Below are 21,311 nucleotides of genomic sequence, written 5' to 3' on the forward strand. Positions count from 1 at the left end.
TTCCACAGATGTCCTATATAATGAAAATGTTTTTGTACCTGATCTTCCAAAGAGAAGTACACTGTATATGTTAAAAATGTCTCATTCCATACTGGAATAGAAAGGAGTTTATCTATGAGCGGTTCATCTTTTGGCTCAATATTTCGCATCACTACATGGGGAGAGTCCCACGGTCCGGGGATTGGAGTCGTGATCGACGGCTGTCCCGCTGGCATCCCGATCTCTGAGGATGATATCCAGAGTTTCCTCGACAGGAGAAAACCCGGACAGAGCAAATATACTACAAAAAGAAATGAATCTGATTCGGCTGAGATCCTTTCCGGCGTTTTTGAGGGAAAAACGACCGGCACGCCAATTTCTCTCATTGTACGCAACGAGGACCAGCGTTCCAGGGATTACGGGAATATAGCATCATTATTCCGCCCCGGACATGCAGACTATCCGTTTACGGAAAAATATGGCTTCCGCGACTACCGGGGAGGCGGCCGCTCATCAGGCCGTGAGACAATAGGAAGGGTAGCGGGAGGCGCTGTCGCTTCACTCCTTTTGAAAGAGCTGGGCATCCGTGTGCAGGCATATACAAAGTCCATCGGACCTTACTCTGTCCCGGAAGAAGATTACCATATGTCAGAGATCACGGAAAACCCACTCTATATGCCGAACAATCACACTGCCGCAAATGCGGGGGAATATATCTCCTCCCTGATGGCAGAATGTGATTCCTGCGGCGGAATCATTGAATGCGTTGCAGAAGGTCTTCCGGCAGGTCTGGGCGAACCTGTCTTTGATAAACTGGACGCTCTCCTCGCACACGCCGTCATGTCCATCGGAGCTGTAAAAGGAGTGGAGATCGGAGATGGTTTCTGCGCTTCACGATCCACAGGGAGTAAAAATAATGACCCGTTTTTCTCACAGGATGGTGTGGTCCTCAAAAAAACCAACCACGCAGGCGGGATACTCGGTGGGATGAGCGATGGTTCCCGCCTTGTCCTCAGAGCAGCCGTAAAACCCACAGCATCCATCGCACAGACACAGCCTACTGTAAACATTGATCACGAAAATACCGAGATCAAAGTCCTCGGCAGGCATGACCCTGTCATTGTACCGAGGGCAGTCGTCGTTGTAGAATCAATGACCGCCCTCACACTGGCTGACCTTCTTCTCAGAAACATGTCTGCCAGACTCGAAAATGTGAAAAAAGTGTACTGTTAAAAAACTGATATTTCAGACACAGATTAAAAAATACCCGCCGGACTGCTGTAAGTAAAGCTTCAGTCCGGCAGGTACCCTTATTTCCCGTTCCCGCGGGGGGCTCTATATAACTCCATCCATCCCGCAGATTATCTGAAATATTTAACTCCTGATTCAAAGATCTTCATATCCTGTTCACCATAAATATTGACTGCCACGGAATCACCGCGCCGCTCTGAGTGCGCCATCTTCCCAAGTACACGGCCGTCCGGGCTAGTGATCCCCTCGATCGCACGGTAGGAGCCGTTTACATTCCACTCTTCATCCATACTCATATTGCCTTTCGGATCACAGTACTGCGTTGCCACCTGTCCGTTGGCAAATAAGCGTTCAATCCACTCATCATTCGCCACAAAACGTCCCTCTCCATGTGATGCCGGGTTTGTGTACACGCCGCCAAGCTCCGCTTCCTGAAGCCATGGAGATTTATTTGTCACTACCTTTGTGTATACCATCTTTGAGATATGGCGCCCGATCGTATTATAGGTCAGTGTCGGGGCATCCTCCGCCTGTCCCACGATCTTTCCGTAAGGCACGAGCCCAAGCTTGATCAGAGCCTGGAAGCCGTTGCAGATACCGAGGGCAAGTCCGTCCCTTTCATTTAAAAGCTTCTCGACCTCTTCTTTGATCTTTGCATTCTGGAATGCAGTTGCAAAGAACTTCGCCGATCCGTCCGGCTCGTCACCCGCACTGAACCCGCCCGGGAACATGATCATCTGCGCCTGGGCGATCGCTCTGCTGAATTCCTCCACAGAGGAACGGATATCCTCAGCATCCAGGTTGCGGAATACTTTTGTGATCACTCTCGCGCCCGCGCGCTCAAATGCCTTCGCACTGTCGTACTCACAGTTCGTACCCGGGAATACCGGTATAAAGACTGTGGGCTGTCCGATCTTATGGCTGCAGATATGGATATCAGAAGCATTGTACAGATTCTCCTCCACAGGAGTTTCCGCACTCTCCGAAGACTTCGTCGCGAACACACCTTCCAGTTTTCCTGTCCATGCGGCCAGCGCCTCGTCCATACCGATATGGACACTGCCATATTCAAAGCCATCCCGGTCTGTCACTTCACCGATCACTGTATACGTGATCTGAAGATTGCCAACCTCTCCGTCTTTCACCTCAGCGATGATATCCCCGAATGCCGGCGCGAACAGGTCCCTCTCATCCATATTGTGTTCGATCTTCACACCCATATGGTTCCCAAACGCCATCTTGCTCACCGCCGCGATCACACCATGGCGGTCAAGCGCATAGGCGGATACGATCCGGCCGGCTCTTATATCTTCCGTAAACTTCCCGTACTGATCCATGACCTGTCCGTATACCGGAAGGTCATATCCATCTCTGTCGATCCTCAGCCATACGAGCTTATTGCCCGGTTTCTTCAGCTCCGGAGTAATGATATCTTTCTCCACAGCCATGTCCACGGCAAAGGATACAAGGGTCGGCGGCACATCGATATCCTGGAATGTCCCGGACATACTGTCCTTTCCTCCGATAGACGGAAGCCCGAAACCGATCTGAGCCGCATAGGCGCCCAGCAGTGCTGCAAAAGGCTGGCTCCATCTCTTCGGATCTTCTGTCATACGGCGGAAATATTCCTGGAAGGTAAAACGGATCTTCCGGTAGTCTCCGCCTGCCGCAACGATCTTTGCCACAGACTCAGTCACCGCGTACACAGCCCCGTGATACGGGCTCCAGCTCGACAGATACGGGTCGAATCCATAGCTCATCATGGACACGCTGTCGGTCTTTCCTGCCATGACCGGCACCTTCGCCACCATTGCCTGCGTCTCTGTAAGCTGATATTTCCCTCCATGGGGCATAAACACAGACCCTGCGCCAATGGAGCCATCGAACATTTCCACAAGGCCTTTCTGTGAGCATACGTTCAGATCACTCAGTGTCTCAAGCCATGCAGCCTTCACATCATGAACCTCTTTCCTGGTGAACAGGCTTCCCGCGCGCTCCGGCATCTCCACCTCCACGCTGGTCTCCTGATGCGCCCCGTTGGTATCAAGGAACCTTCTGGACAGATTGACGATCTCTTTTCCTCTCCAGATGAGCACAAGCCTGGGCTCCTCTGTCACTACAGCGACTTCCGTTGCCTCCAGGTTTTCTTCCCTTGCATATGCCATGAACTCTTCCACGTCTTTCGGATCAACCACCACTGCCATTCTCTCCTGGGATTCTGAGATCGCGATCTCAGTCCCGTCCAGACCGGCATATTTCTTCGGCACTTTATCCAATTCTACGCGGAGCCCGTCCGCCAGCTCTCCGATCGCCACGGACACTCCGCCGGCTCCGAAGTCATTGCACTTCTTGATCAGACGGCTGACTTCCTCTCTTCGGAACAGCCTCTGGATCTTGCGTTCCGTAGGCGGATTTCCCTTCTGTACCTCCGCGCCGCATGTCTCGATCGACTCTTCTGTGTGTACCTTGGAAGAACCGGTCGCTCCACCGCACCCGTCACGGCCTGTCCTTCCGCCCAGAAGGATGATGATATCGCCCGGATCTGAACTTTCACGGATGACCGCGCGTCTCGGGGCCGCTCCCAAAACAGCGCCGATCTCCATGCGCTTTGCCACATAATCCGGATGGTAGATCTCTTTCACAAGCCCGGTCGCCAGGCCGATCTGGTTTCCGTAAGAACTGTACCCGTGCGCCGCCTCACGGACCAGTTTCTTCTGAGGCAGCTTGCCCTTAAGCGTATCCTTCACGGAAACAGTCGGGTCTGCGGCCCCGGTTACGCGCATTGCCTGATAAACATAGGTCCGTCCTGAAAGCGGGTCGCGGATCGCACCGCCAAGACAGGTGGCAGCGCCTCCGAACGGTTCGATCTCCGTGGGGTGGTTATGTGTCTCATTCTTAAAGTTGATCAGCCACTCTTCTTCCACACCGTCCACTTTGATCGGCACTACAATGCTGCACGCATTGATCTCATCAGATTCCTCCTGATCCTGGAGTTTGCCCTCCCTCTTAAGCCTGCGCATCGCCATGAGCGCAAGATCCATCAGGCAGACGAACTTATCCTCCCTGCCCGCAAAGATCTCGCTGTGGTCTTTTAAGTATTCTCTGTAAGTATCTTCGATCGGTTTTCTGTAATCGCCTTCGTCAAAGACTACGTCCTTCAGCTCTGTAGAAAATGTCGTATGACGGCAGTGATCAGACCAGTAAGTGTCAAGAACACGAATCTCCGTCATAGTCGGATCTCTGTGCTCCTCATTTCTATAGTAGTTCTGGATATGCTGGAAATCCTTAAATGTCATGGCAAGCCCCAATGAACCGTAAAGCTCCTTCAGCTCATCCTCCGGCATATCCTGAAATCCGTCAAATACTTTGATATCCTCCGGCTCCTCAAACACAGTGACCAGTGTCTCCGGCTTTTCCTCCTGAGCTTCCCTTGAATCCACCGGATTGATGCAGTGGCTGCGGATCGCCGCAAACTCTTCCTCCGTAATGTCCCCTTCGATCACGTACGTGGTGGCAGTGCGGATCACAGGGATCTCATCCTCCCTGATAAAGCGGACACACTGCTCTGCGGAATCCGCCCTCTGGTCGAACTGTCCCGGAAGATACTCCACAGAAAAGCTGTGGTCCTCTTCCCTCATCGGGAACGTCTCTTTATAGAGGATATCCACAGGCGGTTCTGCGAATACGCCCCTGCACGCCTTCTCAAATGTCTCATCAGAAAGATCCTCCACGTCATACCTGATCAGGACCCTTACTCCGCTTACACTGCGGATGCCGAGGTAATGGCGGATCTCATGCCGTAATGCCTTTGCCGCAACGGCAAATTCCGGTTTCTTTTCCACAAACACACGCTTTACATTACTCATATACTGTCTCCTTTACATTATGCTGTATGTTATGGACATACAGACTTCTGCTGTTAGCCTCTGCATGTATCGTACCATAATTTACATCATTAGTACAATTAATATAATTAAACTTTATGATAAGCAAGGCTAATCACTTTTCTTTTCCTTCCTCAAATACCCGGGTATCAGGCTTGCCACAAGAAGAACCGCAAGGATTCCCAGAAAGATCCCGCCAATGCGTATGACAAAATCATAGAACAGTCCCTCAGGCAGCATACGGATCATATAATCTGTCGCAGGATCAAAGATCCACTGATCGTTGTCAAAAAAGATATGATGGAACCGGACAAACACCGCATTAAAATCAATGACCGAGGCAATTCCGATAAAAGCTGCCGCAGCCGCCGATACACCGAGGGCAGCCTGATAGGATCTCGGGATGATCTTCCTGATATCCGCCCTTGTCACAAGGAGAAACACCAGACACAGCACAGCTGCAATACATGAGCCGGTCCGGATATTCAACCCGCCAATGAACAGATCTCTGACTTCTCCCATATGGAATCTGTCCTGCTCATTAAAGAAATCCTGCTCTTTTCCCTCTACTGTCGTCACAACAGACAAAGTATCCCTGCCGCCCCTCAGGTACGACATCATCTCGCGCGTTACATACATCACATCATCCATTGTCATATCCAGTTCTGAGAGGACATCATACTTTTCATACTCTTTCTGATATACACTGAAATCCGAATACATCGCGATCTCAAAGCTGGTGATCAGCACTGCAGCTATGACTGCAAAAGCAAAGATCACTCCTGCCAGCCATTGCAGCTTTATCACTGCATGACTCTGTTTAGCCGGATTTTTTGTTTTTTCCGTAATGCCTTTTTCCATGACGTCGTGGTCCTTTCCAGATATTATTGTATTTTTCTTTCATTTATCTTATAATACAACCAGTATTTATTAGGAGGTCTAATAATGATCGATATTAATTATGAACTCTATAAAGTATTCTACCACGTTGCTTCGACTCTGAACTTTTCGGAGGCGTCCAAACGCCTGTTTATCTCTCAGTCTGCTGTCAGCCAGTCAATAAAGACACTTGAACGCAAGCTGGACCAGACCTTGTTTATCAGAAGTACAAAAAAAGTTCAGCTCACTCCTGAGGGAGAGATCCTGATGCGCCACATCGAGCCCGCCATGAACCTGATCCATAAAGGCGAAACTCAGCTCCTGGACGCCGCTTCCACAGGCGGTCAGATCCGCATCGGGGCAAGCGACACGATCTGCCGCTATTTTCTCATCCCTTACCTGGAGCGCTTCCACAAGGCATTCCCCGGCGCACATATCAAAGTCATCAACCAGACTTCCATGAAATGTGCGCAGCTCCTTCAGAACGGCCTGGTGGATCTCATTGTCGTCAACTACCCTAACAATCATCTGGGAGCTTCCGCTTCCGCGGTCCGTATCAAAAAATTCCGTGACGTGTTTATCGCAGGTAATACCTTTTCCGAGCTGAAAGGACAGACATTATCCTTTGCACAGCTCCTGCGCTATCCCATCCTGATGCTGGACAAAAACAGTACGACCAACGAATTCCTCCATCAGGTTTTCCAGCAGCATCAGCTGGACCTTGTGCCGGAGATCGAGCTGACGAGCAATGACCTGCTGATCGACCTGGCACGGATCGGACTTGGGATCGCGTTCGTCCCGGACTACTGCATCAGCGCAAAGGGAGATGAGATTTTCCAGATCCAGACCAAAGAAGAACTTCCTGAGCGTGAACTTGCTATCGCCTATAATGAACACATCCCCCTCTCAAGGGCATCCATGGAATTCCTCAGCTATTTCCAGAATTCTTCCAGGTAAGCAGGCAGGGATCCCGCACTGCATATACGGATCCCTTCCCATTCCCTCGGAAAAGCTTCTCTGTACTTCCTCTGCTGAAACCGATCATCCAGGAGAAGGATAAGCCCTCTGTCCCTCTCCGTACGGATGACACGCCCGGCAGACTGGAGTACCTTATTCATCCCCGGATATAGATATGCATAGTCAAATCCCACCATCCCGTGTTCTTCAAAATATTTCCTCACGATCTCCCTGTCATTACATACCTGCGGGAGCCCTGTCCCCACGATGACCGCTCCGATCAGCCTGTCCTCTGTCAGATCGATGCCTTCTGAAAAAATCCCGCCCATGACGCAGAAACCGACAAAACTCCTTTCCCTGCTTTTCTCAAACAAAGACAAAAACTCTTCCCTTTCCAGTTCACTCATATTCGGGGACTGGATCACCGAATCAATTTCTCCGGCCCGACTGAGAAAGCACTCGTATACATCCTGCATCATCTTATAAGACGGAAAGAAAGCCATATAATTCCCTCTTTTCCCGGCAGCCGCTCCGGCGATATATCCCGCGATCCGGCTGTACATGGAAGCGCTCCGCATCGTATACCGCGTACTCACGTCTGTTCCCACGAGAAGAAGGCGGTTTTCCCTCGGGAATGACGACTCCGCATAGATCGCATAATCATCTGTTTCTACCGAAAGAAGCTTCTTATAATAATGGAGCGGGAGAAGTGTCGCGGAAAAGAGGACCGCTGCCACACCATACTCAAGATAGGACTGGAGATTCACTGCCGGATTCACGCAGAAAAGCCTGACCATAAATCTGCCGTCGTCTTTAAGTTCGCAGTAGATCACATAATTTTCGTCCATTATATCATGGATATTTACAAAGGAACGCACCTGGAAATACAGATCCAGAACCATCTCCCGCTTTTTTTCGTCCACTGTCCTCTCCAGATAGGCTTCCATCTCTGTCAGCAGGTTCATCAGCTTCAGCGTGATATGGGATACGCCGGGCAGGATCTGATAATCCTCGCATTCCCTTTTCAATGTAAGGAACAGTTTATTGACGGCTTCCAGCTTTCCTGCCAGAGCAGGGGCGTCTGTGCGGACTGCTCTTTTCAGTTCCAGAAAATCCTCCTTATAGAGCTCAGCACTGTACATCTCCCTGCCCCGTTCGACCAGGTTGTGGGCTTCATCGATCAAAAAGATGTAGTCCCTGCTGCCGCCTTCTGAAAAAAAGCGCTTCAGATGTGCATTGGGATCAAATACATAGTTATAATCACAGATCACCGCATCTACCCATACCGAAATGTCCAGAGCCATTTCAAAGGGACAGACTCTGTAAGTCCGCGCCTGCTCTTCCACCGCCTTCCGTGTGATCTCGTTCCCGCTTGTGATCAGGTCGAACACAGCGTCATTCACACGGTCAAAATGTCCCTTCGCATAAGGACATGCTTCCGGATTACATACAGTTTCTTCACAGAAACAGATCTTCTCCTTCGCTGTCAGTGTTATGACCTTCATCCTGAGGCCTTTTTCTCTGAGAGTGTGAAACGCCTGTTCAGCCACAGTGCGGGTGATCGTCTTTGCTGTCAGATAAAAAATCTTTTCTCCCAGCCCCTCTCCGACAGCTTTGACTGCGGGAAAGACTGTGGATATCGTCTTCCCCACTCCGGTTGGCGCCTGTATGAACAGCTTCTTCTTTCTCAGGATCGTGCGGTAAACTGCTGCCGCCACATCCCTCTGTCCTGCCCGATAGGGAAAGGGGAACTCCAGACCGTGGATCGAACGGTTTCTTTCCTGTTCCCATTCGATCTGGAATCTCGCCCATTTTTCATATCGGCTGACCAGATCTTCAAACCAGGTTTTCAGCTCCTGCCTGGTATATGCCTCGGAAAACCTCTTGATCTCCTCTGTGTCCAGATTGCAGTATGTCATCTGCACTCCAACCCGGTCGAGATCATGCTGCTGTGCGTAAATATATGCATAGCACTTTGCCTGCGCCAGGTGGACATTTACCGGGCGCTCAATACGTGACAGTTCTCTGAGGACTCCTTTGATCTCATCCACTGTCACATTCGGATCCTGATCTGCCGGAGCAGAAGGGCTCTGCTTACTCCTGTCGGATCTTTTGCGCTTTTCTTTTATGATAATGCCGTCCGCGCGCCCTTCCACCTGTATCGCAAACTCCCCACACGGGATCAGCATCTTCATACTGACCTCTGCGTGATACTCCGGTCCCATGCTCCTCTGGATCTTTCGGTGCAGTCTGCCTCCCATAAGCATGGCTTCTTTATCCGGCCCGCCGGTGCTTCGGTTGTCAATATCCCCTTCCCGCAGGATAAATTCCACGAGATTACGCACAGAAATGCGGACGATCTTCATTTCTTCTTCCAACTGTATGACTCCGCCTTTTCATCATGATGTTTCTATCATAATCTGATTTCCCATTTTGTGCAAGCGGCGGATCCCCGCATCCGTTTTTCTGTTCCGGAGCCTGAAGCTCAGGTACAGTCAGTCATTTCCGTCATTTTCTCCCTGTATCGGAGCGGCAGATGATTCTGCTGGCACTTCAGGTTTTTTCTCTCTGCGATCGCCACAGACTCAAAAAAGCCCTTCCACAACTGTTCATATTCCTTCTCCTTTTTTGAGACTCTGTCTGCCGCTTCTCTGTCAAGCTGCTCTCCCCACACAAGTCCCCACTTTTCTCCTGCTTTATGGATCAGGAAGACACAGTGCGTCTTATCATATATCATCCAGTTTTCAAGAGGGAATCGATCAGTAAAATGATCCGCCACGCAGGTGAGGATCTGAGACTTTGGCGTTATCTCTGAAAAGAGGATCCCATTTTCCAATTCCCTGAAACGGATAAACTCTTCATATATATGCGCTTCATTGGACACACTCCGGCTCAGGGCAAACACTTTCGCCACATCAGGATCCCCCAGGTGATCCATGATCCTGCGGCTGTCCCTTATCCTCCTGGATTCCTGCATTGTCCGGAATACAGCTGTCCCCTTCTCCCCATCTTCGGACAGCAGCGCATGATAAATATCCCAGTATGCGTTATAACCCAGATAGCGTTTGATCATCCGTTCCAGACGTGCTGCTTTCTGTTCACACTCTTCCACCGTCTGGTATTCGCAGAAAAGCTGCTGCTGCATTTTCCCCCGGATTTCAATCCCGGCATCTCCGTCCCGGCAGTCTTTCCATGCATCATGGAGTGCTGAGTACAGTCCGGTTATCGTATCCGTACATACATAAATCTGTCTCATCCTGTATTCACCCCGCCTAAACCCATATCGTCAAACAGAGAGAGCTGCCTGAATGTCATGCCGTCTGCCCCTTCGGGAAGACGCTCTTTTGTATTGAGCAGATTTCTTGTGATCGTATCTTCGTCCATTCTCACCGGATACATCATCTTCCCGCTGCAGGTGATAAAATACAGGGCTCTCTTGAGCACGACCCCCATTTTCTTCAAGTCCTCAAAGCCAATGCATCCCCATCTCCGCGCTTTCACGATGCGTCCAGCCGATTTGTAACCGATCCCGGGCACCCGGAGAAGCGTATAATAGTCCGCCCGGTTGATCTCTACCGGAAAGGACTCCAGATGCCGGAGCGCCCAGCAGCATTTGGGATCCAGATACACATTAAAGTTCTGATTTTCCTCATCCAAAAGCTCTTCTGCCTCAAAATGATAAAACCTCAGCAGCCAGTCCGCCTGATACAGTCTGTGCTCCCTGAGCAGAGGCGGTCCCTGATCCCGGATCGACGGAAGGTCTTTGTCCTCATTGACAGGGACAAACGCCGAGAAAAATACACGCTTCAGATCGAACTTTTTATACAGGTCTTCTGTCACTCTGAGGATCTGATAATCTGTCTCCGGCGTAGCTCCTATGATCATCTGCGTGCTCTGCCCCGCAGGCACAAACCGCGGCGCGCTCCGGTACAGCATAATCTCCTGCTGGTTCTCCTTCATCTTCTCCTGGACAAACCTCATAGGAGCAAGGATATTTTTCCTCGACTTATGCGGTGCGAGGAGCCGCAGGCTCTCTGCCGTAGGGAGCTCCATATTCACGCTCATCCTGTCAGCCAGGAATCCTGTCATCCTGATCAGCCGCTCATCCGCCCCGGGGATCGCCTTCACATGAATATACCCCTGAAAATTGCATACATGACGGAGCCTGTATAAGGCAGCATAGATCAACTCCATCGTATAGTCAGGACTTTTTAATATGCCTGAACTTAAAAAAAGTCCTTCAATATAGTTTCTCCGGTAAAACTCCATTGTCAGAGTGCATATTTCTTCGGGCGTAAAAGAAGTCCTCACCACATCATTGGAAGAGCGGTTGATACAGTATTTGCAGTCATAGATACACTCATTGGTAAATAAAATCTTCAGAAGAGAAATACACCTGCCATCCGAAGAAAAGCTGTGGCATATCCCGGCTTTCCGGCAGTTTCCCATCCCGGTCCCGTCTCCCCGGCGCTCCACCCCGCTGGAAGAACAGGAAACATCATACTTTGCCGCATCAGACAGAATGTTTAGTTTTTCGTAGAGAGACATCTCCTTCATGACCCTGTCCCGCATCGCGACCCACCCCTTTTCTTTATCGAACATCTGTTCTTTTCAGTATGATAGCACATATGTTCGGTAATTACAAGAGGTAAATTCTGTATTTGTGGGGGAGCCGACCGATTGGTTAAACGTCCGAAAACAGCGAAGCGAGGTTATAGAAGACGTATTCAGCACGGGGGGTGTGGGTGGCTTCGGCTCCGGGGCTCCGTGGCAGCAAAAACTAAGAAATCCGGGACTATGCTAAAGGCAGAAAGCAGCAGGGAGCAACTCGCCTTTGGCTCAGACAAGCCCCCTGCTGCTTTCAACGCATAGTTCCGGATTTCAAGTTTTTTCAAGCCCCTCCGCAGTCACCTCAGTCACCCACACACCCGTGCTGAAAGGTTTTCGAAAAAGGCGCTTCGCTGTTTTCTGGTTTTGCTCAAGACGGAAGGTCCCCGACAAATGCAGCGTTTAAAAACGTAGTGAGAAGGGAACTCTCCCGGAAGTCCGCGGTCCCTTCCGATTGGTAAAACTTCTTGTTTCGCCGCCGAAGCTCCCCTTTCACCCTCGTTTCGAAATCCTGCATTTGCCTGCGGGGACCTTCCGATCGGATGCGCGCAGAAAACCGCTCCTTTGATGCGCCTTTCGCGGCGGACGGGGATATGGCGACGGTGACTTGGAGTAATCTGCCGGAAAGACTTAAAAGAATGGGATGCGGCGTTAATTTCAAAGCGGATGCCTGAGCCGCAGGCGAATCTTCCGCTTTGAAATTGTCCTTAGCCGTATCCCATTCTTTTTATGTCTTTCCCAGATTACGGAACCGAAACCTGAGCCATATCCCCGTCCGCCGCGAAAACGTCCCGCATCACATCAACGGTTTTCGGACGTTATATCTACAAGGAAGGCCCCCACAAATCCAGATTTATTCACACTCTCTGATCCGTTTCCTCAGCGGAAGGACCATTGCCGGGGAAACTGACAGCTCGTCCAGTCCCATTTTCAGGAACTCTTCCGTGAGCTCAAGGTCAGCGCCGAGCTCTCCGCAGATCCCGATCCATTTACCCTCTGCATGGGCATTGTCAGCCGCCATCTTGATCATGGCGAGCACTGCCGGGTGATGCGGGTCATAGAACGGATCCAGCTTGGAATTCTGACGGTCGATTGCCAGAGTATACTGGGTCAGGTCATTTGTACCAACGCTGAAGAAGTCAACTTCCTTCGCCAGCTCACGGCTAACCATTACAGAAGCCGGAGTCTCGATCATGATGCCAAGCTCCACATCTTCCTTGAACGGGATCCCCTCGCTCCTGAGCTCTTCCTTCACCTCAGCGATAATTTCTTTGATCTTCCGCACTTCGCTCACAGAAATGATCATCGGGAACATAATGGAGATATTCCCGTAAACCGCCGCACGGTACAGGGCGCGGAGCTGTGTCTTGAAGATTTCCGGCCTTGTCAGGCAGATACGGATCGCACGGTAGCCGAGCGCCGGATTGTCCTCTTTGTCAAGCCCGAAGTAATCCACCTGCTTGTCCGCACCGATATCCAGTGTACGGATGATGACCTTCTTTCCTGCCATGCTCTCTGCAACCTGCTTGTACACAGAGAACTGCTGGTCTTCGGTCGGGAAGTCTGTGTTTTCCAGATAAAGGAATTCGCTTCTGAAAAGACCGATGCCGCCGGCATCATTCTTAAGTACTGCGCCAAGGTCAGATACATTTCCGATATTTGCGTATACGTTGATCTTCTGGCCGCTCTTTGTCACATTCTCCTTGCCTTTGAGCTGCTCCAGGAGCGCCTTCTGCTCCAGGTCTTTCGCCCGTTTTTCCTGCATCTCTTTCATCGTCTCTTCGTCAGGCTCGATATAAAGAGTGCCTGTAAAGCCGTCGATCGCCGCCATCTTGCCGTCATACTCCGGCAGAAGGGCCTCGCCCATGCCGATTATGGCAGGAATATTCATCGTACGGGCAAGGATCGCGGTATGGGAATTGGATGACCCATACATTGTCGCAAATCCAAGTACTTTATCTTTGTCAAGCTGTACTGTCTCGCTCGGCGCCAGATCGTCAGCCGCGATAATGCAGGGTTCTGTCATCTCTTTCATCCCCGCGTCAACGCCGCACAGGATATCCAGCACACGCTCGGACACATCCTTTACGTCCGCCGCGCGTCCCTGCATATAAGCGTCATCCATCGCCGCGAACATCTGCGCGAAATTGTCCGCTGTCGTAGCCACGGCAAACTCCGCATTTACCTCCTGGGTGCGGATGATATTCTCGATGGACTCGAGATAATCCAGATCCTCAAGCATCATCTGGTGGATCTCAAAGATCATGGCATTCGCCTCGCCCACATCCTCGATCGCTTTGTCGTACAGCCCTTTCAGCTGGGATACTGCCGTATCCTTTGCATCCTGGAATCTCTTCCACTCTGCATCTACATCATCGACGTGCGTTCTCTTGATTGTCTTCTCGCTTCTCTTATAAAACATGAGCTTTCCGATAGATACGCCGCCGAATACACTTTTACCGCTTATCGTAATCATGGCCTGCTTCTCCTTAATCTAATTATAAATTCTCTTTGAAGAATGCCTCTAATTCTGCGACCGCTGTATCTTCGTCTGCTCCTTCTACGGTGATCGTAACTTCTTCCCCGGTCTTAACACCCAGTCCCATAACGCCAAAGATCCTCTTTGCGTCTGCTGTCTTCTCGCCTTTTGTGATCTTGACAGTTGACTGATATCCTGCCGCCTGCTTCACAAGGATGCCCGCCGGTCTTGCGTGGATTCCCTCCGGATCTGTCACCACGTATTTGAATTCTTTCATAACTGTTTGTCCTCCTTTGACTTCATAATTCTGTTATCAGTATATACCACATCCTCTGAATTTTCAATTGCTGTTTCAGCGGGAAACAGCAATTTGTTGCACTATTTAACAGAGTTTTCCGGCAGGGGCGGCACACGAGGATCTGGCGGAAACCGGGGCGGTGATCCGGCGCTACTCAAACAATGGGGTAGACAGATATCTCTCTCCCGTATCCGGCAGGAGCGCAACGATCGTTTTCCCCTCGTTTTCCGGCTTCCCTGCTTCCCGGACTGCGGTGTGCAGCGCCGCGCCTGACGTGATCCCCACAAGGACTCCCTCCGATGATGCCAGGAGCCTTGCAGCTTCATACGCTTCCTCTTCTGTCACCTGGCTGACAGTGTCATACACCGTTGTATCCAGGATATCGGGCACAAATCCCGCTCCGATCCCCTGCAGGCCATGGGGACCCGGATTTCCGCCCGAGAGGACCGGAGAGGCTGCCGGCTCCACTGCGATGACCCTGACATCTGATCTCTTTTCTTTCAGATAACGGCCCACGCCTGTCACCGTTCCGCCGGTCCCTGCTCCGGCGACAAAAATATCTACTGTCCCTTCCGTATCTTCCCATATCTCAGGTCCGGTCGTCCGGTAGTGCGCATCCGGATTCGCCGGATTTACAAACTGTCCGAGCACCACTGCATTCTCGGTCTCTTTTTCCAGTTCCGCTGCCTTCTCAATGGCTCCCTTCATGCCTTTTGCGCCTTCTGTGAGCACGATCTTTGCGCCATATCCGAGCAGGAGCTTCCTTCTCTCTATACTCATGGTCTCCGGCATGACAAAGACCGCCTTATACCCTCTCGATGCAGCCACGCTGGCGAGGCCGATCCCCGTGTTTCCGCTGGTCGGCTCAATGATCGTGGCTCCCGGCTGTATCCTTCCCGTCCTCTCCGCCTCCTCGATCATACTGAGGGCGGCGCGGTCCTTTACGCTTCCCGCCGGATTAAAATATTCCAGCTTGACAAGCACTTTTGCCTTCAGCCCTTTTTCTCTTTCAATATTTTTCACTTCCAGGAGAGGAGTCTTCCCGATCAGTTCTGTTACGCTCTGGTATACTTTCATCTTACTCTTCCTTTCTGTCTTTTCTTTCTATTTTTCACTTCAATCCCAAAAAATATGAAATGTTTCCATATGTATCCGCATGCCTGTATGCCGCACTGTACATCACACCGCTTCAAGTGCCTGTCCGAGGTCCCAGAGGATATCGTCAATGTGTTCCGTACCAATGGATACTCTCACTGTATTCGGACGGATCCCGGATGCTGCCAGCTCGTCTGGCGTCATCTGGGAATGAGTGGTGCTTGCAGGATGGATGACCAGGGATTTCACGTCAGCCACATTTGCCAGCAGGGAAAAGATCTCAAGCCTGTCAATAAACCGCTTTGTATCCTCTTCACTCCCGTTGATCTCAAATGTAAATATCGATGCTCCCCCTTTCGGGAAATACTTCTCATAGAGGCTGTGATACGGGCTGTCAGGGAGCGACGGATGGTTCACCCCGGACACCCCGGGATGGTCTTTCAGGAATCCCACCACCTTCTCCGTATTTTCAATATGCCGCTCCACTCTCAGAGAGAGAGTCTCAAGTCCCTGAAGGAAAAGGAACGCATGGAGAGGTGCCACCGCAGCCCCCATATCTCTCAAAAGCACTGCCCGGATCCTTGTCACAAACGCCGCCGGTCCGGCTGCATCTGCGAAGGATACTCCGTGGTAGCTCGGATCAGGCTCTGTGATCTGAGGGTATCTTCCGTATGCCTTCCAGTCTGTCGTCCCGCTCTCTATGATCACACCGCCCAGCGCTGTCCCGTGCCCGCCGATAAACTTTGTGGCAGAATGTACGACAATATCAGCCCCATGTTCAAAAGGCCGGAGCAAGTACGGCGTGGCAAAAGTATTGTCCACAACAAGCGCGATCCCATGGGCATGGGCAGTCTCTGCAATCCTCCGGATGTCCACAAGGTTTGCATTCGGGTTCCCGATCGACTCAATAAATACCGCCTTTGTATTATCCCGGATCGCCGCCTCAAAGCTCCCTTCCTCATCCGGATCTACAAATGTCGTCTCGATCCCCTGATCTCTCAGCGTATGTTCGAGAAGATTATAGGAACCGCCGTAAATGTACTTTGAAGCAACGATATGGTCTCCCGCCTTCGCGAGATTCTGGAAGGTATATGTGACCGCCGCAGCTCCGGATGCAACCGCAAGGGCCGCGCTCCCGCCCTCAAGCGCAGCAATGCGCTTTTCAAACACTTCCTGGGTAGGATTGGTCAGCCTTCCATATATATTCCCTGATTCTTCCAGGCTGAACCTGGCCGCCGCATGCTGACAGTCGCGAAAAACATATGACGTTGTCTGATAGATCGGCACAGCTCTGGCATCAGTCGCCGGATCCGGCGTCTCCTGTCCTGAATGCAGCTGCAGTGTTTCAAATTTTAAGTCTCTTTTCATTCTGTTGCCTTCCTTTCCGTTCTTCTCTGCGACCTTTTTGATATGTACTGACAGGGCTCTCCTCTCAGATACTGTCCATTGCCGCGTCTTTTTCCAGATTCCTGCGGTACTCTCTGACCAGACTGCCCAGGGTCTTCTCCTGAAGGAACTGATCGACTCTCCTGTCGATCTCATCCCAGAGAAGCTCTCTGAGCGCATTTCTGACCGGGTCTTGTGTATCCTCACCGGCATCTTCCGCAATGGAGAACTCTCCTTCCAGAGCTTCCAGTACTTCTTTTACTGTAATCTCATCCATATCCCGGGTGAGCCTGAACCCTCCGTTAGAGCCCTTAACTCCGGCTACGATCCCCGCCCTGCGGAGCATCCCGAATACCTGCTCCAGATAATTCAGGGACAGCTTCTGCCTCTGCGCAGTCCTGGCGAGGGAGACCGCCTCTCCCTCTTCATGCGCGGCAAGGTCCACCAGTGCACGCAGTCCGTATCTTCCTTTTGTAGACAGCCTCATCCGCGTATCCCCTCCTAATTCCTACTCTTTTAATATGTATTTTACAGCATAGTTATATCATCAAAAACCTGCCATGTCAATATAATTTAAATCTGTATTTGCGAGGGAGCCTGTGATTGCAGATCCGCCACCGTGACTTCCCCCGCGGTCTTTTTTATGATCTCCCACATCTCTCCCCACACCTCTCTTGTAGGGCATTGGCCGCACTCTATGCCGCAGTCTGTCTCCCGGGTCAGGCACGGCACAGGCGCGAGCTCCCCCTCAGATGCCTCCAGGATTTCCAGCAGGGTGATCTCCCGCGCGTCCTTTGCCAGACAGTAGCCGCCGCGGACGCCTCTCGCGGAGGATATAATCCCGGCCCTGCTGAGCATTTTCACGATCCTCTCCAGATATTTTTCGGACAGACCCCGGCGGCGGGCAATATTTTTCAGGCTCTCCCTGTGCTCACTGTCGGAGTGCATCGCAAGGTCCGCGGCAATCTCCAGAGCGTATCTTCCCTTTGTTGATACCTTCATACTGATCCCTCATTTCATATGCATTCTGTCCTCATTTTAAAGGACGGATGCCCTGAATACAAGCACCCGCCATTTTTTGTATAATTTTATGGAACAGCATAGAAATCCGTTGACTTTTATTGGTAAACATGCTACACTGAGCCAGTATTGTTCCTTTACGGGACAGTGCAGAAACTTATTTATTTTTCTTAAATGGAGGGCAGCACAATGACAGGTACAGTGAAATGGTTTAACAACCAGAAGGGCTATGGATTCATCTCTGATTCTGAGGGAAACGACATCTTCGTCCACTACTCAGGACTCGTAATGGATGGGTTCAAAACTCTGGAGGAAGGCCAGGCTGTTGAATTCGAAGTGACAGAAGGCGCTAAGGGACCGCAGGCAACAAATGTAGTAAAACTTTAATCAGATTTTTTAATGTACCTTTTAATATATAAACAGACTTGATTTATTATTAAAAAGCTATACTGAGAAATGCGATTAAAAAACAGAGCTGCCGTATCATTGGTTTGGATCGTTCCTGACCTCTGATACGGCAGCTCTGTTTTTATTGTTCTAACCTGTTACGGATGTCTGACAGGGAAAACGCTGTTCTTTACGATACGCTCTTTGCAATATGTCCTCTACAATGCGTTCTTTATATTGGACACGTACGCCTCCGAAGCTTCCCACACATCAAATCCGCTTCCCCTCAGGATATCCACTACCCTTGCAGGGTCATCGCATTTGAGGACAGCAGAAGCATCCTCGCCGTTGGCGAATGCGTACATGTATTCAATGTTCACCTCGCCCTCCACGATCTGGTGCATGGCGCGGCTTAAAGACCCTGTCTCATGGGGCACCCGGAGCGCGACCACATCTGTGAGCATGGCTGTGATGCCGTTTTCTTTCAGGACCGCTTTTCCTTTGTTCGGATCGGATACGATCATGCGGAGCATGCCGTACTCTGTCGTGTCCGCCAGGCTGAGAGCGACGATGTTCACGTCATTCCCCGCAAGGACAGAGAGCACTTCGTCCAGCCTTCCTTCACGGTTTTCCAAAAATACCGATAACTGTTGGATCGTGATTCCCATAACTTCTACCTCCCTCTCTTATTTCAGATTTCTGTTGTCGATCACGCGGACAGCCTTGCCCTCGCTTCTCTGGATCGACTTCGGCTCTACCAGCTTCACTCTCACTGAGACGCCGAGCGCGGTCTTAAGTGTAGCTGCGATCTTATTGCGCAGCGCGTCCAGCTTACGGATCTCGTCAGAGAATACGCTCTCATCCACTTCCACCATAACGGTCAGGACGTCCATATTGTCCTCTCTGTCAACGATCATCAGATAGTGAGGCGCTACCACGCCGCCCATGGACAGGAGCGCTGTCTCCACCTGGGTCGGGAATACATTGACGCCGCGGATGACTTTCATGTCGTCTGTCCTTCCGGTGAACTTGGAGATCCTCGGAAGTGTACGCCCGCACTCACAGGTACTGTGGTCAATGCTGGTCAGGTCCTTCGTGCGGTAGCGGATCAGAGGCATCGCCTCCTTCGCCAGCGTTGTGAATACCAGTTCTCCGGTCTCGCCGTCCGCGCAGCGCTCATGCGTCGCCGGATCGAGCACTTCCGGATAGAAATAGTCGTGATGCACATGAAGCCCTGCCTTGTGGATGCAGTCCTGCGCTACGCCCGGTCCGGTTATCTCGCACAGCCCGTAGATATCGAAGCAGTTGATGTGGAGGATGCTCTCGATCTTCTTGCGCATCTCCTCTGTCCAGGGCTCCGCCCCGTGGATGCCTGCCTTTAACTTCATATGGTCAACAAGCCCTGCCTCCTGGATGGACTCCGCAAGATACAGCGCGTAAGAAGGAGTGCACGCGAACGCAGTGGCGCCCAGGTCTTCCATGCACATCATCTGGCGCTTCGTGTTGCCCGCTGACATGGGGATCGCCATCGCGCCCAGCGCTTTCGCGCCGTAGTCAAGTCCCAGTCCTCCGGTAAAGAGTCCGTACCCGTAGCAGACATGGATGATATCTTCCTCCGTAAGTCCCGCCATCGTCAGGCCTCTTGCCACGCATTCTCCCCATACATCTACATCTTTCCGGGAGTACGGTGCGATCGTAAGTTTTCCCGTCGTTCCGGAGGTTCCCTGCACACGCACCACGTCTTTCTTCGGGATCGCAAGAAGCCCGAACGGATAATTATCCCTCAAGTCTTCCTTTGTAGTAAACGGAAGTTTCCCGATATCCTCGATGGACCGGATATCCCCCGGCTCCACGCCTCTCTGCTGCATCTTCCTGCGGTAGAATGGCACATTGTCGTATACTCTCTTTACCACATCCACGAGACGCCGGCTCTGGAGGTCCGCCATCTCATCCCTGCTCATGCATTCGATCTTCGGATCCCTGATCCGCTCTACCCAGTTTTCTAATGATACTGCCGCCATTTTCTTATTTCTCCTTTGATATCCTTATAGTTCTTCTTCCTCTACGAGCTTTACTTCGGCAGCCCGGAGGACATTTTCCGCTCTCTCAAAATCGTCCGTATGAAATACCATGACAGGAGCTTTCCCTTCGCGGATCACAAAAGAATAAATATAGTTCACATTGATCTGTCCGTCTGCGAGGATCTTGAGCATCTGGTTTAAGTTGCCCTTCTCGTCCTGGAGTTCCGCCCCGATCACATCGCTGACTCTGGTCACAAATCCTCTCTTTGTGAGGCTCTCCTTTGCCCGGACAGGATCATCGACTACAAGGCGCATGATGCCGAACTCCGGCGTGTCGAACGTTGAGATCGCGCGGATGTTTACATGCTCCTCTGTGAGGACAGAGGTCACGTTCATCATGCTCCCCGGCTGATTTTCCACAAATACTGATATCTGCCTGATCATTACTATCACCGCCCTTCATCACAAACTGTTTTCTGTCTGACCGAAGTTACTGCGCGATGCCGTAACCTACGTCAAATGCTTTTTTATTGATCTCCACTGTCTTCGGAGGCACTGTCTTTTCGATCACCTCATACCACTGCTCTTTTGTAAAGTCCATATGCTGCGCGGCGATCCCCAGCACGATCAGGTTGAACACACGGGGATTCCCCAGCTTCTTTGACTCTTCTGTGGCATTTACCTTATAGACTTTATGATCTTTTTCCAGATCTTCCAGTATATTTTTCGGATACTGCGCCGCGCCGATGACGACCGGCATGGGGTCGATCCGCCAGTCATTGACGATGAGCACCCCGTCTTTTTTCAGGAAATGCGCGTACCTGAGGGCCTCCAGCCTCTCAAACGCGATGATCACGTCAGCCTGCCCCTCTTCCACGATGGGCTCTGCCACCTTGTCGCCGTAGCGCACAAAGGTCACAACGCTTCCGCCCCTCTGCGCCATCCCGTGTACCTCGGACAGCTTTACATCATAGCCTCCCGCGATCGTCAGGCCTCCTAAGATACGGCTTGTGAGGAGAGTTCCCTGACCGCCCACACCGACGATCATAATATTCTTTACTGCCATG

General features: G+C 51.2%; 19 protein-coding genes. 4 read left to right on the forward strand and 15 right to left on the reverse strand.

Going from position 1 to position 21,311, the window contains the following annotated elements; genetic code table 11:
• The first annotated feature begins 114 nt into the window (after positions 1 to 114).
• A complete protein-coding gene (gene aroC, locus B5G27_RS01850; protein WP_087177280.1) occupies positions 115 to 1,212 on the forward strand; it encodes a chorismate synthase in 1,098 nt (365 codons plus the stop codon).
• 128 nt (positions 1,213 to 1,340) lie between these two features.
• Here aroC and B5G27_RS01855 read toward each other — a convergent pair whose 3' ends face one another.
• Both B5G27_RS01855 and B5G27_RS01860 read right to left on the reverse strand, forming a co-directional pair.
• A complete protein-coding gene (locus B5G27_RS01855; protein ID WP_087177281.1) occupies positions 1,341 to 5,096 on the reverse strand; it encodes a phosphoribosylformylglycinamidine synthase in 3,756 nt (1,251 codons plus the stop codon).
• 129 nt (positions 5,097 to 5,225) lie between these two features.
• Positions 5,226 to 5,921 carry a TIGR01906 family membrane protein gene (locus B5G27_RS01860; RefSeq protein WP_242958199.1) on the reverse strand — a complete coding sequence of 232 codons (696 nt, stop codon included), beginning with the start codon at positions 5,919 to 5,921 and terminating at the stop codon, positions 5,226 to 5,228.
• A 138-nt stretch (positions 5,922 to 6,059) separates the two neighbouring features.
• Between B5G27_RS01860 and B5G27_RS01865 the strand changes: the two genes are divergently transcribed.
• Positions 6,060 to 6,950, forward strand: coding sequence for a LysR family transcriptional regulator (locus B5G27_RS01865; protein WP_087177283.1), 891 nt, complete (start codon positions 6,060 to 6,062; stop codon positions 6,948 to 6,950).
• Here the strand turns inward: B5G27_RS01865 and B5G27_RS01870 are convergent.
• From B5G27_RS01870 to B5G27_RS01880, 3 genes are all read right to left on the reverse strand, one after another.
• The gene (locus tag B5G27_RS01870; protein WP_087177719.1) at positions 6,926 to 9,316 is read right to left on the reverse strand and encodes an ATP-dependent DNA helicase; all 2,391 of its coding nucleotides are present in this window, start codon (positions 9,314 to 9,316) and stop codon (positions 6,926 to 6,928) included. The two genes, B5G27_RS01865 and B5G27_RS01870, sit on opposite strands and share 25 nt — an antisense overlap.
• 119 nt (positions 9,317 to 9,435) lie before the next feature.
• Complete coding sequence (locus tag B5G27_RS01875; protein WP_087177284.1) at positions 9,436 to 10,206, reverse strand: TIGR03915 family putative DNA repair protein; 771 nt, start codon at positions 10,204 to 10,206, stop codon at positions 9,436 to 9,438.
• Positions 10,203 to 11,552 carry a putative DNA modification/repair radical SAM protein gene (locus B5G27_RS01880; RefSeq protein WP_330398942.1) on the reverse strand — a complete coding sequence of 450 codons (1,350 nt, stop codon included), beginning with the start codon at positions 11,550 to 11,552 and terminating at the stop codon, positions 10,203 to 10,205. The genes B5G27_RS01875 and B5G27_RS01880 overlap by 4 nt, the downstream gene beginning before the upstream one ends.
• Before the next feature lie 548 nt (positions 11,553 to 12,100).
• On the opposite strand from B5G27_RS01880, the gene B5G27_RS16545 reads away from it, so the two are divergent.
• The gene (locus B5G27_RS16545) at positions 12,101 to 12,232 is read left to right on the forward strand and encodes a hypothetical protein (protein WP_275533013.1); all 132 of its coding nucleotides are present in this window, start codon (positions 12,101 to 12,103) and stop codon (positions 12,230 to 12,232) included.
• A 179-nt stretch (positions 12,233 to 12,411) separates the two neighbouring features.
• Here the strand turns inward: B5G27_RS16545 and ptsP are convergent, their stop codons facing one another.
• The 6 genes from ptsP to B5G27_RS01910 all read right to left on the reverse strand — a co-directional run bounded on the left by ptsP (position 12,412) and on the right by B5G27_RS01910 (position 17,818).
• A complete protein-coding gene (ptsP, locus tag B5G27_RS01885) occupies positions 12,412 to 14,034 on the reverse strand; it encodes a phosphoenolpyruvate--protein phosphotransferase (RefSeq protein ID WP_087177286.1) in 1,623 nt (540 codons plus the stop codon).
• A gap of 22 nt (positions 14,035 to 14,056) precedes the next feature.
• Positions 14,057 to 14,314 carry an HPr family phosphocarrier protein gene (locus B5G27_RS01890; RefSeq protein WP_087177287.1) on the reverse strand — a complete coding sequence of 86 codons (258 nt, stop codon included), beginning with the start codon at positions 14,312 to 14,314 and terminating at the stop codon, positions 14,057 to 14,059.
• Between the two features lie 171 nt (positions 14,315 to 14,485).
• The gene (cysK, locus tag B5G27_RS01895; RefSeq protein ID WP_087177288.1) at positions 14,486 to 15,412 is read right to left on the reverse strand and encodes a cysteine synthase A; all 927 of its coding nucleotides are present in this window, start codon (positions 15,410 to 15,412) and stop codon (positions 14,486 to 14,488) included.
• A 102-nt stretch (positions 15,413 to 15,514) separates the two neighbouring features.
• On the reverse strand, positions 15,515 to 16,798 hold the full coding sequence (locus B5G27_RS01900; RefSeq protein ID WP_087177289.1) for an O-acetylhomoserine aminocarboxypropyltransferase/cysteine synthase family protein: 1,284 nt from the start codon (positions 16,796 to 16,798) through the stop codon (positions 15,515 to 15,517).
• A gap of 64 nt (positions 16,799 to 16,862) precedes the next feature.
• On the reverse strand, positions 16,863 to 17,303 hold the full coding sequence (locus B5G27_RS01905) for an RrF2 family transcriptional regulator (protein ID WP_087177290.1): 441 nt from the start codon (positions 17,301 to 17,303) through the stop codon (positions 16,863 to 16,865).
• An 86-nt stretch (positions 17,304 to 17,389) separates the two neighbouring features.
• Positions 17,390 to 17,818, reverse strand: coding sequence for an RrF2 family transcriptional regulator (locus B5G27_RS01910; protein WP_087177291.1), 429 nt, complete (start codon positions 17,816 to 17,818; stop codon positions 17,390 to 17,392).
• 207 nt (positions 17,819 to 18,025) lie between these two features.
• On the opposite strand from B5G27_RS01910, the gene B5G27_RS01915 reads away from it, so the two are divergent.
• Positions 18,026 to 18,223, forward strand: a complete 198-nt coding sequence (locus tag B5G27_RS01915) for a cold-shock protein (protein WP_009242211.1) — start codon at positions 18,026 to 18,028, stop codon at positions 18,221 to 18,223.
• A 218-nt stretch (positions 18,224 to 18,441) separates the two neighbouring features.
• Here B5G27_RS01915 and B5G27_RS01920 read toward each other — a convergent pair whose 3' ends face one another.
• The 4 genes from B5G27_RS01920 to B5G27_RS01935 are packed head-to-tail and all read right to left on the reverse strand — an operon-like array spanning position 18,442 to position 21,310.
• Positions 18,442 to 18,891 (reverse strand): amino acid-binding protein, encoded by a 450-nt coding sequence (locus tag B5G27_RS01920; protein WP_087177292.1) that lies wholly within the window; start codon positions 18,889 to 18,891, stop codon positions 18,442 to 18,444.
• An 18-nt stretch (positions 18,892 to 18,909) separates the two neighbouring features.
• A complete protein-coding gene (locus B5G27_RS01925) occupies positions 18,910 to 20,244 on the reverse strand; it encodes a phenylacetate--CoA ligase family protein (protein ID WP_087177293.1) in 1,335 nt (444 codons plus the stop codon).
• Between the two features lie 24 nt (positions 20,245 to 20,268).
• Positions 20,269 to 20,688 carry an ACT domain-containing protein gene (locus B5G27_RS01930; protein WP_087177294.1) on the reverse strand — a complete coding sequence of 140 codons (420 nt, stop codon included), beginning with the start codon at positions 20,686 to 20,688 and terminating at the stop codon, positions 20,269 to 20,271.
• A 46-nt stretch (positions 20,689 to 20,734) separates the two neighbouring features.
• The gene (locus B5G27_RS01935) at positions 20,735 to 21,310 is read right to left on the reverse strand and encodes an indolepyruvate oxidoreductase subunit beta (protein ID WP_087177295.1); all 576 of its coding nucleotides are present in this window, start codon (positions 21,308 to 21,310) and stop codon (positions 20,735 to 20,737) included.
• Position 21,311: the final 1 nt, after the last annotated feature.

The sequence above is a fragment of the Lachnoclostridium sp. An76 genome (assembly GCF_002161355.1).
GTDB lineage: Bacteria > Bacillota > Clostridia > Lachnospirales > Lachnospiraceae > Mediterraneibacter > Mediterraneibacter caccavium.

Coding starts and splice junctions, on each gene's coding strand:
- B5G27_RS01925 (WP_087177293.1), bottom strand. CDS start 20,244: ATGGCGGCAGTATCATTAGAAAACTGGGTAGAGCGGATCAGGGATCCG.
- B5G27_RS01930 (WP_087177294.1), bottom strand. CDS start 20,688: ATGATCAGGCAGATATCAGTATTTGTGGAAAATCAGCCGGGGAGCATG.
- B5G27_RS01910 (WP_087177291.1), bottom strand. CDS start 17,818: ATGAAGGTATCAACAAAGGGAAGATACGCTCTGGAGATTGCCGCGGAC.
- aroC (WP_087177280.1), top strand. CDS start 115: ATGAGCGGTTCATCTTTTGGCTCAATATTTCGCATCACTACATGGGGA.
- B5G27_RS01905 (WP_087177290.1), bottom strand. CDS start 17,303: ATGAGGCTGTCTACAAAAGGAAGATACGGACTGCGTGCACTGGTGGAC.
- B5G27_RS01875 (WP_087177284.1), bottom strand. CDS start 10,206: ATGAGACAGATTTATGTATGTACGGATACGATAACCGGACTGTACTCA.
- B5G27_RS01870 (WP_087177719.1), bottom strand. CDS start 9,316: ATGAAGATCGTCCGCATTTCTGTGCGTAATCTCGTGGAATTTATCCTG.
- B5G27_RS01920 (WP_087177292.1), bottom strand. CDS start 18,891: ATGGGAATCACGATCCAACAGTTATCGGTATTTTTGGAAAACCGTGAA.
- B5G27_RS16545 (WP_275533013.1), top strand. CDS start 12,101: ATGCGCGCAGAAAACCGCTCCTTTGATGCGCCTTTCGCGGCGGACGGG.
- B5G27_RS01915 (WP_009242211.1), top strand. CDS start 18,026: ATGACAGGTACAGTGAAATGGTTTAACAACCAGAAGGGCTATGGATTC.
- B5G27_RS01865 (WP_087177283.1), top strand. CDS start 6,060: ATGATCGATATTAATTATGAACTCTATAAAGTATTCTACCACGTTGCT.
- B5G27_RS01890 (WP_087177287.1), bottom strand. CDS start 14,314: ATGAAAGAATTCAAATACGTGGTGACAGATCCGGAGGGAATCCACGCA.
- ptsP (WP_087177286.1), bottom strand. CDS start 14,034: ATGATTACGATAAGCGGTAAAAGTGTATTCGGCGGCGTATCTATCGGA.
- cysK (WP_087177288.1), bottom strand. CDS start 15,412: ATGAAAGTATACCAGAGCGTAACAGAACTGATCGGGAAGACTCCTCTC.
- B5G27_RS01880 (WP_330398942.1), bottom strand. CDS start 11,552: ATGTTCGATAAAGAAAAGGGGTGGGTCGCGATGCGGGACAGGGTCATG.
- B5G27_RS01935 (WP_087177295.1), bottom strand. CDS start 21,310: ATGGCAGTAAAGAATATTATGATCGTCGGTGTGGGCGGTCAGGGAACT.
- B5G27_RS01900 (WP_087177289.1), bottom strand. CDS start 16,798: ATGAAAAGAGACTTAAAATTTGAAACACTGCAGCTGCATTCAGGACAG.
- B5G27_RS01855 (WP_087177281.1), bottom strand. CDS start 5,096: ATGAGTAATGTAAAGCGTGTGTTTGTGGAAAAGAAACCGGAATTTGCC.